A 14,531-nucleotide genomic window follows, 5' to 3' on the forward strand; every position below is an offset into this window, starting at 1 on the left:
GTGATTAGTATAAATGGCAGTTGTAATAGATGATGAAGAAAACTGGTTGAATATAGAATAGATACATACCTAGGGATAAGATCCTTTATTTCTTCTGATTTGGAAAAAATAATAATATATTTGATAAAATTTTCTAAAAAACTATTGTTTTTGGAAAAAAATACGGTAAAATTACTCATGAGACGAAAGAAGTGAATTAGTCAGAGAATATGACAATAATTTTGCGTAAAGCAGGTTTTTGTAATCTGTTGACACATTTCTTTTATCCATATATACTAAAATATGTATTTGTTACCAAGTCTACTTAAGAGTGTCATATTTTACATATCCTCTTAACAGACTTACCATATTAGACATTTCTTGAGGAGGAAATAATTACATGGCTAACCAACCAAAGTCTTACCGCAAGTTCGTTGCAGGATCTGTAACTGCTGCTTTAGTAGCAACTGCAGTATCTCCAGTATTCGCAGCAGAAACACAATTCAAAGATGAGGCTGATTTCGGTTCTCATAAAGACAATATCTATAAAGCAGCTGAACTAGGTCTTGTTAAAGGTTACACTGCTGGTGAAAACGAAGGCAAATTCATGCCAAACACAAGCGTGAAACGTGGTCAAGTAGTGAAAACTCTTGCTCGTCACCTTGAAGCTGTTCACGGAACAGTTGACACAGCTGGTGTTACACCATTCGCTGACGTTCCTGCTGACTATGCGGATCAAGAGCTTTACGAAGCATCTTTGATCGTTAAGAAATATGGTACATTCGAAGGCGTTAACAACAACCTTCTTCCAAACAACAACATTTCTCGTCAAGCAATGGCGAAAGTTTTAGTTAAAGCTTTCAACCTTGTAAATGATCCAGAAGTTGAAAACAAAGTAAAAGATCTTGAAGCAGCTGACGAAGAGTTCCGTCCGTACATCGAGATTCTTTCTAAAAACGGTGTAACAGCTGTTTCTGAATATAACCCTAAATCTCACGTTTCTCGTGCGCAATACGCTTCTTTCTTAGTTCGCGCAGTTGATGCAGAACCAGCTCCTGATGCTCCAACTGTTACTGAAATCAAATCAGAAGACAGCACTCACCTTCTTGTTACTATTAAAGGCGATGTAGATTCTGTTGAAGCATCTGATTTCGTATTTGATGGTGACCTAGAAGTGAAAGACGCTGAAATCGTTGCAGCTCCAGTTAAAGCAGCAGCTGCTCAAGATGCAGAATTCACATATGTACGCCTTACTACTTCTGAGCAAGTAGCTGGCAAAGAGTACAAATTAGTTGAATTCATGGACGAGAAAATTGCTGAGGACGATCAACCAGCAGTAGTGGTTCCAGCTCCTGTGGCTCCGGCTGTTGAGAGTGTAATGGCGAATAACCTTAAAGAGGTGCAGATTACATTCAATAAAGAAGTTGATGTCACAAACGCCGCGTTTAGTATTACAGATGTTAAAACAGGTAGCAGTAAATTTACGCAATCAACATCAACAGTAAAATTAAGTCCAAATAAGAAATCTGTCATTCTTACTACAAGTAGTAATTTAGTGAATGGTGACTTTTACAATGTTTCAGTTAAAGATGTAGTCGTTAAAGACTCAAAAGAACCTATTAAACCATTCTCTACTTCAGTTAAACTAGATGATAAGACCGCTCCTGCTATTGAAGAAATTAAAGCTTTAACTACTTCTACAACGACAAGAGCTATTAATGTTAAGTTTACTGAACCTGTGTCATTTGGCCTTGTTAAAATTGGTGATGATATAGCTACTGCTTCAAATCCTTCTGGTGATCAGAAAACTTGGACTTTTGCGTTAGCTAATTCTTCAGCTAAAGATTTAGAAGTTGGTAAATCATACGAATTAAATATCGCCGGATTAGCTGATTTAGCAGGTAACTATGCTTCAAATCCATTTAAACAATCTGTGACAGTAGTTCGTGATGAAGTAAAACCAACATTTACATTGCAAGCAAAAAATCCGAAGCAATTTGATATTGTTTTTGATAAAGAAATGAATTCATCTGTAGCTTATGATTCAATTGTAGTTAAAGACTCTAACGACAATGTACTTACACAATCTAATTTAGCGACACTTGATACAGATGATAAGAAGACATTCCATGTAACATTAAATAATAGCCCTATTGCATCTGACAAAACTTCAGCTGAAATTTCTGTTACAGTAAAGGGATTAAAAGATACTGTTGGAAATACTATTTCTGAAAAAACAGAAAAAGTTACTCTTGCTAAAGAAGCTGTAAAACCAGAGTTTAACGGTGTTCGCGTACTTCCAGGTACTGATAATAAAATTGAAGTAGCTTTCAGTGAAAAAGTTATGGGCGTGGATAATACTGATTTTGTATTAACAAACAGTAAAGGTGACGTAGTTGCGACTTCTAGCCTAACTAATGCTAGCAGTGATTCAGATAATAAGGTTGTGCTTACTACAGCAGCAGCTTTAGCAAATGACACTTACAACTTAGCTCTTAAAGTAGACACTGTTACTGATACTTCAGGGAATAAAAATGCGGCAAAAGCATTGAAGTTTTCTTATAATGGTGCGGTGGCTCCACAGCTAGTAGCAACAATCGATTCAGATTTCGATGGAGCTACAACTTCTGCAGTGTTAGATTCAACTACAGCTAATCGTAAAGTGTTGGTTAAGTTTAACCAAGCAGATGTTGTAAATGGAATTGATAAAACTACAGGAGATTATAAGCTTGGAGCAGCAGATAACCTTGCTAACTATACTGTTAATGGTTTAGCGCTACCTGAAGGAACTACAGTTACTTTCAATAACGTTACTACTGTATCCGGCGGCGTAGGCGATACTGCATTAATTGATTTCAGTGCTGTTACAGATACAAAGAAATTACCAACCGAACTTGTTAAAGGTGGTAAGTTAATAATTACAGCTTCGAATGTTAAAACGGAAGCTAACTCTACTATTGCTTATACTAGTAATGAAGTAACAGTAGTCGACAAAACTGCTCCGAAAGTTAATTCAGCGTTCTTAACTGGAAATTCAACAGATGGTTACAAATTAACTGCTGTGTTTAGTGAAGAGCTATCAGTTGCTGATAAAGCAGAATTTGTTTTAAAATCAACTGAAGGTACACCGGTAACTATTACTCTAGATGACGCGACTATTGTATCGGCGGACAAAAATAAAGTTGAGTTTAATATTATAGTTGACAAAGCTAAAGTTGCTACTGCAATTGCTGCTTCTGCTGGATTTAAATTAACTACCACTACAACTCCAGCAAATACTAAGGATACTGCTACAACTCCTAATGCTTTACAAGCAGAAACAACTGGACTTGATGTAGTAAATTATTCTAACTAAGGAGGGGGCTTGTCACTCCCTGTGGAAGGCTCTATGGAGAGAAATCTCTGTGGAGTCTTCTTGTTTGTTTAAATTCTTTTTAATTTTTTTCCTTTCGAATCTAAAATCTCCTCGTTATACTTTCTATGAAAGCAAATAACACGGGGACACGTGGGACACGGGGACAGGTACCACGTCCCACCTGCTCGAAAGAGTAGTCCTTAAGGAAGGTCTTGTGGAGAGAAATCTCTGCAAGGCTTTTCTTTTGTCTTTAATCCGTTTCAACTGATTCTTCAAGCATAGAGGGACACGGGGACAGGTACCTCGTCCCACCAGCTCGAAAGAGCAGTCCTTAAGGAAAGCCTTGTAGAGATTTCGATCTCTGCAAGGCTTCTTTTTTTGTTTACTTTCTTTTATAAAAATTTTTCTTTTCCCCTTCGAATCTAAAATCTCCTCGTTATACTTTCTATGAAAGTAAATAACAGAGGAGTGGGAAGAGATGAAACAAGGAAAAGTATGGCTAGTTCGGCCATTGGGTAAGAAGACAGCATTTCAAACTTATTTGAAAAAGAGCTATATGGAAGTTGAATATTCGCTGCCGAAAAGCGAGTTACAGTTGTTGTTAAAATATAATGAAGAAGATTGTTTAGATAAGAAGTTTCGAGATGTAGCGTTTACGGAAACTGGTATCAGTATGCTTGCATTTCAACGATGGATGAAAACAGACGACGTTGTTCTAGTCGCTGATGGCACGGATCGCTTTCGAATTGGACTAATCAAGGGAGAATGTTTCGAGGGACACGGGGACAGGTACCTCGTCCCACTTGCTCGAAAGAGCGGCCCTTAAAGAAAGCCTTGTGGAGAGAAATCTCTGCAGGGCTTTTTCTTTTAATCGAGATAAATTTTTAGAGAGCATTATATGCTGGGAAACCATTGATAAATAAAACTTTGTTTACTTTTCTTTGTAACGTTATTTGATTCACACATTCTTAACTTTAAGTTTTCATTGACAAATAATAGTATATTTTATACACTTCATTTATAACCATTTAATTTAGAGTCTTATAAACGAATTGTTAGGAGGCGTCAAAATGAAAATATCAACAAATTCAATTATTCAGAAGATAGATAGTGATTTTACAAGCATTTATAAGCCTTTTTCTAAATTTCCGAATTCAGGTCATATATGGGATTCATGTATAAAGGCTGTGCAAGATGAAAAACTAATGAGTCACATAATCTTTTGTAATGATGTATTACAAATTCCACCTGTTAAAGTTTTCTTAAAAGCAACTAATACATTAGACCAAGAATTCACCAATTTTGAGAAGAAAGCCATAGGAGCTTTTTGGGGATTTATTTTTAAGTTTGTATTCAATTATAGGCTACAGAAAGATAACGTACCTATACATTCGAAAGGTGTGAAAAAGGCTGCCTATTTTTATGATGTAGCTGATTCCGTAGAAATAACAAAGGAGTAATAATATAATGAAGAAAATTAAAATTGTCGTAGGAGCAACGCCTATGGGTGCTTATCAAGTTCATCTATTAAATGAAGGTAATGTTCCTAAAGAAAATAAGGTATGTAATTCTTTGAGTGAAACTGTAAATATGGTTGAGTACCTTAAAGATGAATATGAGCAATTGGGTTACATGATAGAACTAAGAGGCATCCAAATTTAATGGAATATTTTCAATTAAAGGTAATATTGCTCTGCAGGGAAGGGACACGGGGACAGGTACCTCGTACCACCCGAAAGTTCCAGAAGCCTTGTAGAGATTCCAATCTTTGCAGGGCTTCTTTTTTTGTTTGTTTTCTCTTAGAAAACTTTTCTTTCCCCCTTCGAAACTAAAATTTTCTCGTTATACTTTCTATGAAAGTAAATAACAGAGGAGTGGGAAGAGGTGAAACAAGGAAAAGTATGGCTAGTTCGGCCGCTAGGGAAGGAAGGGACACGGGGACAGGTTCCTTGTCCTACCAAAAAGTTCCAGTGGGAGCCTTGTGGAGATTCCGATCTCTACAAGGCTTTATTCTATTTTTCAAAGAAGATTTTAAATAGAATTGTGATAGAATGGAAGAGCAACTGAATATTGTGAGGGTGGTTGGTTGTCGTTCTTCTTTCCTTTTAGGAAAGGAGGTGATAATCATGGAAACATTTCTTGAAATCATTCGTGAAATTTTGAAGGGAATTGTGCGGGAAGTTGCTGCGCATACCTTTCGAAAAAACGTTTTAGATAACAAGAAAACCACCCCGCGCCGTAGGAAGCAAAAGGGTGGTTCACAAAAATAAACTTATTTTTAAACAACCACCACCCTGACGGTAGAAGTTGCAAGGAGAAGTGTTAGCGCACTTCTCTTTTTTATTATATTCCCATTATACATTAAATAAACCATGGAATAAAGTAAGGACACGGGTCCGGATGCTTCGTCCTACTCATTGTTCAAAAACAATGTCCGTGCGTCACCAGATTCGCCCTCAACTTTCTATAAGACTAATTTAAAAAATTCTAGATCATGTGCAGGATTTGCTCCCATTTTGTCGAATCTACTCTATAACTCCAAAAGTACTTCCTCTACACTACTATCATTTTCCCACTACACAAACTCTGATCATTCTCACTCGCTGCATCATTTCTTCAATAAAAAGGAGGCTTTTCTTTGACTGTAAAAATTTCAAGTGTTGGTCTGCGCGGCTTAGAAGGCTACCGCGTCCAAGTAGAAGTGCAAATATCCGGCGGTATGGATGCGATGGTCATTGTCGGTCTCCCGGATGCCTCTGTAAAAGAGTCAAAAGAGCGAGTGTTATCGGCTATTCGCTCAGTGGATTCGGATGGTGCAAGGCAAAAAATAGTTGTTAATTTATCTCCATCCGAACAAAAGAAAAACGGTCCTATTTTTGATCTGGCTATTGCCATTGGGATACTGAAGGAGATGGATCATATAAAAGCAGAAATACCTCCTGATACTTTGTTCATCGGCGCTTTATCTTTAGATGGAACCATTGAGAAAGTAGAGGGAATGCTGCCAGCGTTACTTGTTGCAAGAAGTTTAGGATATAAAAAAGCCTTTCTTCCTTATGATCCGCTGATCCCGATCGATATGCTAGAAGGATTGGAATGCGTCGTTGTTGACCATATACGTGATGTGCTACAGCATCTCTCCGGACAAATTTCTTTGCCGCTGCAGACAGAAAGGCCGGCAGATCAACATATAGAGATTCCGTACACACACCCAAAAGATTTCACCGATATTATTGGTCATGAACAGGCCAAGCATATATTAGAAGTAGCTGCTGCAGGCGGTCATAATGTGCTGATGAGCGGTCCTCCAGGCTGCGGAAAGAGCATGCTGGCAGAAGCCTTTCCCTCTATTCTCCCCCAGCTGACGAAACAAAAGCAATTAGAAGTGATCAGTCTATACCAGCTTGCCAAGGAGCAGCTGACTAACCCGCAAATCTCTCCCTACAGACACCCTCATCACTCCGCATCTTCTGTTGCAATTATTGGCGGCGGATCTTACCCAAAGCCCGGAGAAATTTCATTAGCTCACAACGGAGTGCTGTTTCTTGATGAAATGGCCGAGTTTCCAAAAAAGACATTAGATATGCTTCGTCAGCCTCTCGAAATGGGAACAGTCACTATTAGCCGTGCTCACTCAACTGTCACCTATCCAGCCTCTTTTATCCTCATTGGCGCCATGAACCCCTGTCCCTGTGGATTTCTCGGTTCTCACGACCATTATTGCACATGCACCCCGAAACAAATTCAAATGTATCGGAATCGGGTGTCGGGGCCTGTGTTGGATCGGATGGATATTTTGCTGGCACTGAAGCCGGTTCATCTTGATCAGGAGCACAGAAATGGTGAATCTTCCGCAGCTATTCGCGATCGAGTGAAAAAAGCACAGGAGCAGCAATTTTCTCGTTATGAAGGACAATTTTACAATGCAAAAGTGCCTTTTGAGATACTATCCAGGACCAGCCCTCTAAAGGAACACCAGCGCAAAATGATTGCGAAGGCAGCCGCCAAACAGCATTGGAGCAACCGTGTCCAAATCAAGATCATTCGCTTAGCAAGAACAATTTCAGACCTAGAAGGCAGCATCCACATCACTGACGAATCTGTATGGAAAGCCATTCATATAAGGGAAACTAGCAATCAAAAAGGTCTGCAGGTCGTAAGAGAATAGAAAAATTCCTATAGTGGAAGTGATGTCATGCCAAGAAAATCAAGGAGAAAAGGCAGCAGCGGAATCTATCATATTATGATCCGAGGCATAAACAGGCAAACCATTTTTGAAGAAGAAGAGGATAAATTCAAGTTTTTAGAAGTGCTGAGTAAATATAAAGGCAAAAGCAATTATCAAATTTTTAGCTATTGTCTAATGGATAATCATGTTCATTTATTAATGAAAGAGTCAGAGGAGGAAAGTATCTCAGAATCGATTAAAAGAATTAGTTCAAGCTATGTGTATTGGTACAACTGGAAATATGCGCGCTGCGGACACCTATTTCAAGAGCGCTATAAAAGTGAAGCGGTCGATACGGATTCTTATTTCATGACCGTACTAAGATACATTCACCAAAACCCTCTCAAAGCTGGCCTAGCAAGAACTGTATTTGAAAGCAAGTGGACCAGTCTTCACGAATATCTCCACAAAACCTCCCTTGTAGATATCGACTATGCACTCTCCATGTTTTCTCCTAATCGAAAGAAAGCGATCGAGCTTTTCATCCAGTATATGCAAGAGAAGAACGATGACAAGTGTCTAGATGATTGGAGAAAAACCATGATCACTGACAAAGAAGTAAGAGATCAAATGCGTAAATTAGGCGTTGAAAATATGAGTGCCCTGCAACAAATGGAAAGGGAAGATCGAGATGAGGTATTAGCAGCGCTTAAACAGCTAGAAGGAGTGTCAATTAGGCAGATCTCCAGAGTAACCGGATTTTCAAAAAGCGTGGTTCACCGGGCGGAGGACAGAGGGACAGGTTCTTTGTCCCAATAAAATAAAGCAAAGAGGTTAGTTGCTCTAGAGCACTAACTTCTTTTTGCGATTATAGAAAGACTCTTAAGTTGCCTCTAGTTGAACAAGATGACCGGTTCCTAGCCACTCTTCCAATTTTAGAAAAATTTGATATTATAATATTAAGAAAAACATCCAATTATAAGGGAGATCAATATGGAATTATTCCTTCTTATTGCTACATTTATTATTGTAATAAATTTTGTTGGAAAGAGTGGAAGAAGCTCGAGAGTGAAAAAGAATGACAATACATTGTTACAGCAAACGATGGAATTTCAGCGCCAGACGATGGAACAGGAGGCTATGGAACAACATCAAAGATTTATGGAACAAAGTCAAAGAGATATGGAAAGGGGGGACAGAGGGACAGGTCCCTCGTCCCGGACGAACTAAAATAAATTTTATGTAAGTAAAGAGGTTGGCAGCGTACCAACCTCTTTTTTGCTATGTGAAAACTTGTTCAGCTGCCTTGCAAAAACTCTAATATTTCATTCAATCTCTCTAAGAAAGATTACTTTATAGTCTAAATGGTGAGACAAGGGACCTGTCCCCTTGTCTCACCCATGTCTCACCTTTATTTTTTGGTAATACTCAACATTGTAGCTTTAGATACATCATTTCCAACTAATGTAACAACCCCTAATAAACCATAGAGTTGTAGGCTTATGGAATCGCCTGCTGCTAAATTGACTGTAACTTTCTTCGTTAAGTAATTAGCAGGTACTGCAGCAGGATTAAATTCACTATTTGGAAGCAAAGAACCGTTTAATAAGATCTTAGAACTAACAAAGAGTTCTGTAGTGAGATATACCTTGTACTCTAAATCGTAAGTGCCAGATTGCTGGACTGTGAATACGTCATTTGCTGGGTTTACAGTCACAGAGTTTAATTGCTTATTATCAGGTAACGGAACATTTGATCCTCCGAGCGTTACCATTACATTTGATCCTGATGTATTTTGAGCTGAACTTGCGATTATACTATTCTCGTTTTATCCGACTCTACCTCGGTTTATAACGAGCCTTCACCGTGCAGGCCACTTTCATGGCACACGGCGATCCGTCAAAAGAAGTTCTTTGTTACTTATTTCCCCAAGATAAGTATATTCTAATTTTACACACCATATCAATAAAATTTTTGAAAATAAAAAATAATTGGGTCAGATCTAATTCCTTTGCCAAAAAGGTTAGTAAAGGGACACAGGGACAGGTTCAATGTCCCGAATAATTAATCTTAATTTACCTATAGCAAAAACTCTAATACATCACTCAATCCTCTAAGAAAGGGAAGACTAATTTACTTTATGATCTGGATGGTGGGACAAGGGACCTGTCCCCTTGTCCCCCTAACAATGTACAGATTTTGTTCAGAATTAAACGGTAAACTAGTACAAATGAAACATACGGGTGGATCTGCTGTTCTATTCTGAATTTGTTAAAGAAAAATACAAGACCCACCCGTTCTTTTGTTTCACGGAAAAGGAGGGTATTTATGCCTAAAAAAAGAAAAGAGAAGTTCTTTTACTCAGCATTGTCTATTTCAGTAGCCGCCGGTGCTTTAACTGCCGTTGCACCTTCAGTAAGTGCAGAACAGCATAAGTTTACAGATGTTAAAGCAGAAGATCATTTTTATGATGCCGTGAACAGTCTGCATGTACGGGGAGTAATCAATGGGTATGACAGAGAGTTCCGTCCTTATGCGAAAGTCACTCGTGCACAAGCAGCGAAGATTATTGCAATGGCTCTCAACATGAATACAAAGAATATAAAAGATCCTGGCTTTAAAGATGTGCCTAAAAAAGACTGGGCCTATGAATATGTAGCTGCGCTTTCGAACGCTGGAATTATGAAAGGGTATGGAGACCAATTCAAGCCGAATGAACCTTTGTCACGCGCACAAATGGCAAAAATTATTGCGCTGTCGTTTAAATTAGGTACTGAAAAACTTGAAAAATCTCCATTTGAAGATGTAAAAACGACAGATTGGTATGCGGAGTACGTGAAACCGTTAGTAGATAAAGAGATTACAACTGGCACAACCCCTACAACGTTTTCGCCTAATCAGCCTGTCCTTAGAGGTCAAATGGCGTCATTTATTTACCGAAGTGAACATGTAACCAAAGGAATACAAGTAAGATCTGAAATTACCAATATAACCAATCAGGATATCGTAACAAAAGCGGGCACTTATGCCTTACCGGCAGATTTGAAAGGCTGGCTGAATTCCGCTAATTTAGCTGCTTTAAAAGGCGGCCAAATTAATTTGACCGTAAAAGATGGAAAAGTAGAAAAAGTAGAGTCGGTTGAACTTAAAGAGAGCGGCAAAGCGAGTTCCGAATCAAGTAAGCCTTACGCAGACCACATGGTATTTGATGCAAAAGGTGCAACAATTCAAGCAGATGTCATTGTGAGTGCAGATTACTTGACGCTGAAAAATGCGAAAATTAAAGGAGATCTTAAGCTTGGAGAAGGAGTAAAAAATTCTTTTTACTCAGATCATTTAACGGTTGAAGGAAAAACAATTGTCGCTGATGAAGTGAAAGCCTCTGCCCAGCAAACAAATAAATTCTATCAATCTTTAACTTATAAGCAATATGCAAGCAAACTTCAGGAAAAAACAGCGGTCAATAATCAAATTTCAATTATTTTTGACAATTCAAATTTAGGGGCAGTTCAAGTAAATAAATCGAACGTAAATGTGCAGCCAAAGGGCTCCTCTAAGATGGGATTGGTTTCGCTTTCTGGAAATGTTACCTTCAGAGCAGATGATTCAGTGGTTATCCCAAGAATCGTGATTGAAGACGGCGTTCAGCATGTAGTGGTTGACTCAGATGTAGCAGAGATAGTTGTAGAAGGCAATCAAAGCATTACCATTTCAGGCAGTGGAGATTTCGGGAAAGTAGTGGCTGATCAAAGTTCTACCGTTACCGTGCAGACATCTGGAACAGTAGGTACACTTCAAACAGCAGACAAAACGTCTAGATTTGTACTCGGCAACAATACGAAAGTGAAGAACCTGGTTCTCCCTCCAGGTGTCAAGCCGCAAGAGGCCATAAGCAATTACGAGAACGTAAAGAACAACGTGGATCAGATTGGCGGAGTGAAAAACCCTGATGTGCCTCCACCGGCCACCGGAGGCGGAAGTGTACCTGACCGAATGGCTCCAACGGTAACTGCGCAGAACCAGTCGATTGCTAGTGAAGCCGATGCATTGATTACAAGCACAGAAACTGGTGCCGTTTACCTAGTGCCGGTGGGAGCAACCCCTGCAACCAAAGCCGATTTAGACACACTTGTGACTGGAGGAACAGCCAAAACAGCCAATGTCACTTCAGCTAATACAAGTGTAACGATTTCAACTACTGGATTAACTATTGGAGCCTACAAACTCTATGCAATCGATCGTTCTGGCAACGTATCACAGCCAGTCTCAATTACAATTACCAAACATCCAGCGGTAGTGGCGGTTGAGTCGGCTATCGAACAATTAAAAAATAAAAACGACTTTACTTTCAACGATCGTCCGGCTTTCTATAGCGCTGAATACAGCCATTATGTATTGACAGATAATCAAAAAGCACAAGTAGATGCTGGAGCAAAGGTAAAGTTAACCAGCTTAAAAACATTGATTGACGGTTGGGAAAGAGATGGCAGCGGTGCTGACGTCACAGACTCGAAAGTCAGCTATGATAAAGACACTGGTCAGCTCGTACTAAATATAAATGATGGATTAAAAGTGACCTCTATAGATTTAAGCCGAATAAAAATTAATAGTGGCAATGGCAGTGTTGAATTAAGTGGAGCGTATTCAGTGCAACACAATAAAGTAACCATTACACTGCCGGCAGCGAAGAAAACAGAGGTGAATAATCTCATTACAGCTGCTGGCGGTATCGGTAACACATGGATCCATTTAGGTGGCGGCACGTTACTGAATGAAAAACATGTACCAGCGAAGCTGACCAAATCAGACATTCCATTAGAGTCTGGCCAGATTGCTTCCGTAGATCCAACTGTTAACTCAGTCGAATTGGCTATCGATCAGCTGCCAGATGTAAATTCATTCACTTTCAATGACCGTCCGGCCTTCCATAGTGCGGAATACAGCCATTTCTTGTTGACGGAAGATCAAAAATCGCAAGTATCTGCTGCACATGTGAAAAAGCTAAGTGACCTTAAAACATTAGTCACCGATTGGGAAACAAACGGAAGCGGCGCAACTGTCACGGATACTAAAGTCACGTATGACCAAACAACAGGCCAGCTTGTACTGAATGTAAATGATGCAACGAAAGTGGCTGCAGTCGATCTCAGCAGAACGAAAGTTAGTTATGGAACAGCGAACGTTACAAGTTTAGAATTAGCTGGTACTTACGTAATAGATGGCAATAGAATTATCATTTCTCTTACGGACAGTAAAAAAGCAGAAGTGGACAACCTTATTACAAATGCTGGTGGTGTTGGAAACACATGGATTCACCTAGGTGACGGCTCACTTTTAGATAGCAAACAAGTGCCAGCGAAACTGACGAATGCTGATATTGCGCTAGAAAAAGTGCCGACGACGACAGGAACATTGCAAGTTTCTGCTGCCACAGTGCAAGAGAATAGTACAGTGGATGTGACAGTCACAGATGCCGACCTTAATAAAAATCCAAATGTAATAGAAAAAGTAAATGTATTAGTTGGTAACGAAACACTAGAGCTGACTGAGACGGGTAATAACTCGGACAGTTTTACTGGAACAACAGCAAGTTTACCATCGGGTTCAGTGATTATTACTTACGTGGATAAATATGATGTCAATGGCAATGAAAACACAGTATCTAAAACCATTACAGTCACTCCTCAACAAAACTAAACGAAACGTTACTTTATAAGCTAGCAAGCTAGTGAAAAAAGTGGAAAGGCTCTGTCTTTAAAATAGAGACTCCTTTCTAACTGTTATGTACCAATTGACAGGGGAAGTTCCTGTTCTTGCTCAACAGTCAAAAAAGCAAGTGCCTAATCCTCCTGGGTCCAGTGACGCGCTGATACGCGGAAGGGGCTAAGTCAGGTGAAGTCGTACCCAAATCTGGGGCGGGGCTCTTTAAAAGACAGCTATGGCCAGGCAGACGAATCCATGCAGGCAGGGTGAGGTAATAAATGTCGCGGATTGCTAGGAGTTCGGCATTTATCCATGCATTTGAAATAGTGCAACGGCGGTCAGTGTAATTGACTGTTAAACTGGCCGTTCTCATACCTGAATAGTGGAGGCCTAAGGCTGTCAAAACAAGGGATGGACATAACGGAACGTTTGAAGTTCTCATTGAAGAGGTGAATCAGCACCACAGAAGCAATGAGGATGGCAGCGGGTTCATAGTAGCGTTGATCACATGCCGCTTGGACTTGTATGGCAACATACGAGAAGGACAAAACATGTCGGAGCGAAGGAACTCAGTCAGTAGTAAGTTCTTAAAGCTTATTTCCCCAAAATTAAGCTTAAATAAGTGAAACAGGAGGACGGTTCTTTTGATTCACTTTTACCGGAGAAACAAAACAGCGGGAACCGTTCATATGTCCTAGCTGCTGATCGCACGCCATATGCGGTGAAAGCCGCTTGTATGGTGTAGGCTCGTGATAAATCTACATCTTGTAGAATAAGGCGAGAATAGCAATACATTCAAAGTTTCAAGCATCGATTTTAAAAATGGAACGGGTAAAGAAGCGGCTTTGGATTATGGTGATCAAATTGTTATTACATTTAGTGAAGAGATCGACCCAACAACTATTCATCGTGATCTAACAATAGGTGGCATGGTCAACCCAACGACACTGAATGAATTAGCCATAAACACTGACGCATATTTTCAAAAAATGGAGTTTACTGGTTCGAAAATAAATGATTTTCAAATTGGAACATTTAAAGTTGTAGGATATGTAATAATTAGGAGTAATGATCCCGATATAGATTACATTTCACTTGATGAAACGGGAACGATCCTCACTATAGATAATTTTAGGAACGTTCCTAATTCCTCCACTACATCAAGCCAATATGCTGACGCTTCAGAATCTGAGTATATTGAATTTACTCCAAGCGCAACAATAAAAAATAAAGACGGAGTTCCAATTGATACGAATGCAAAAGTAAGAGAAGCGAATGGCAGCAAACATTTCTAAGTGGAAGCGATACACAGGTATGGACCTTGTA

At 39.4% G+C, this 14,531-nt stretch carries 10 protein-coding genes; 9 read left to right on the plus strand and 1 reads right to left on the minus strand.

From position 1 onward, the window contains the following. Positions 1 to 379 precede the first annotated feature (379 nt). The 7 genes from JOC78_RS06650 to JOC78_RS06680 all read left to right on the plus strand — a co-directional run bounded on the left by JOC78_RS06650 (position 380) and on the right by JOC78_RS06680 (position 8,321). Complete coding sequence (locus JOC78_RS06650) at positions 380 to 3,334, plus strand: S-layer homology domain-containing protein (RefSeq protein WP_204553716.1); 2,955 nt, start codon at positions 380 to 382, stop codon at positions 3,332 to 3,334. 478 nt (positions 3,335 to 3,812) lie between these two features. Continuing rightward, positions 3,813 to 4,160, plus strand: coding sequence for a hypothetical protein (locus tag JOC78_RS06655; RefSeq protein WP_204553717.1), 348 nt, complete (start codon positions 3,813 to 3,815; stop codon positions 4,158 to 4,160). A gap of 244 nt (positions 4,161 to 4,404) precedes the next feature. Beyond that, the gene (locus JOC78_RS06660) at positions 4,405 to 4,794 is read left to right on the plus strand and encodes a hypothetical protein (RefSeq protein WP_204553718.1); all 390 of its coding nucleotides are present in this window, start codon (positions 4,405 to 4,407) and stop codon (positions 4,792 to 4,794) included. Between the two features lie 7 nt (positions 4,795 to 4,801). Further along, a complete protein-coding gene (locus JOC78_RS06665) occupies positions 4,802 to 4,996 on the plus strand; it encodes a hypothetical protein (protein ID WP_204553719.1) in 195 nt (64 codons plus the stop codon). Between the two features lie 464 nt (positions 4,997 to 5,460). Further along, positions 5,461 to 5,604, plus strand: a complete 144-nt coding sequence (locus tag JOC78_RS06670; RefSeq protein WP_204553720.1) for a hypothetical protein — start codon at positions 5,461 to 5,463, stop codon at positions 5,602 to 5,604. 368 nt (positions 5,605 to 5,972) lie between these two features. Next, positions 5,973 to 7,502 (plus strand): YifB family Mg chelatase-like AAA ATPase, encoded by a 1,530-nt coding sequence (locus JOC78_RS06675; RefSeq protein WP_204553721.1) that lies wholly within the window; start codon positions 5,973 to 5,975, stop codon positions 7,500 to 7,502. A 27-nt stretch (positions 7,503 to 7,529) separates the two neighbouring features. Continuing rightward, positions 7,530 to 8,321 carry a transposase gene (locus tag JOC78_RS06680; protein ID WP_204553722.1) on the plus strand — a complete coding sequence of 264 codons (792 nt, stop codon included), beginning with the start codon at positions 7,530 to 7,532 and terminating at the stop codon, positions 8,319 to 8,321. 592 nt (positions 8,322 to 8,913) lie between these two features. Here JOC78_RS06680 and JOC78_RS06685 read toward each other — a convergent pair. Next, positions 8,914 to 9,318 (minus strand): BclA C-terminal domain-containing protein, encoded by a 405-nt coding sequence (locus tag JOC78_RS06685; RefSeq protein ID WP_338023180.1) that lies wholly within the window; start codon positions 9,316 to 9,318, stop codon positions 8,914 to 8,916. A gap of 512 nt (positions 9,319 to 9,830) precedes the next feature. Between JOC78_RS06685 and JOC78_RS06690 the strand changes: the two genes are divergently transcribed. After that, positions 9,831 to 13,199: an S-layer homology domain-containing protein gene (locus JOC78_RS06690; protein ID WP_204553724.1), complete on the plus strand. Its 3,369-nt coding sequence runs from the start codon at positions 9,831 to 9,833 to the stop codon at positions 13,197 to 13,199. Positions 13,200 to 14,050: 851 nt separating this feature from the next. Next, positions 14,051 to 14,500, plus strand: a complete 450-nt coding sequence (locus tag JOC78_RS06695) for a hypothetical protein (RefSeq protein WP_204553725.1) — start codon at positions 14,051 to 14,053, stop codon at positions 14,498 to 14,500. Positions 14,501 to 14,531: the final 31 nt, after the last annotated feature.

It is taken from the genome of Bacillus ectoiniformans (genome assembly GCF_016908875.1).
Lineage (GTDB): Bacteria > Bacillota > Bacilli > Bacillales > Domibacillaceae > Bacillus_BX > Bacillus_BX ectoiniformans.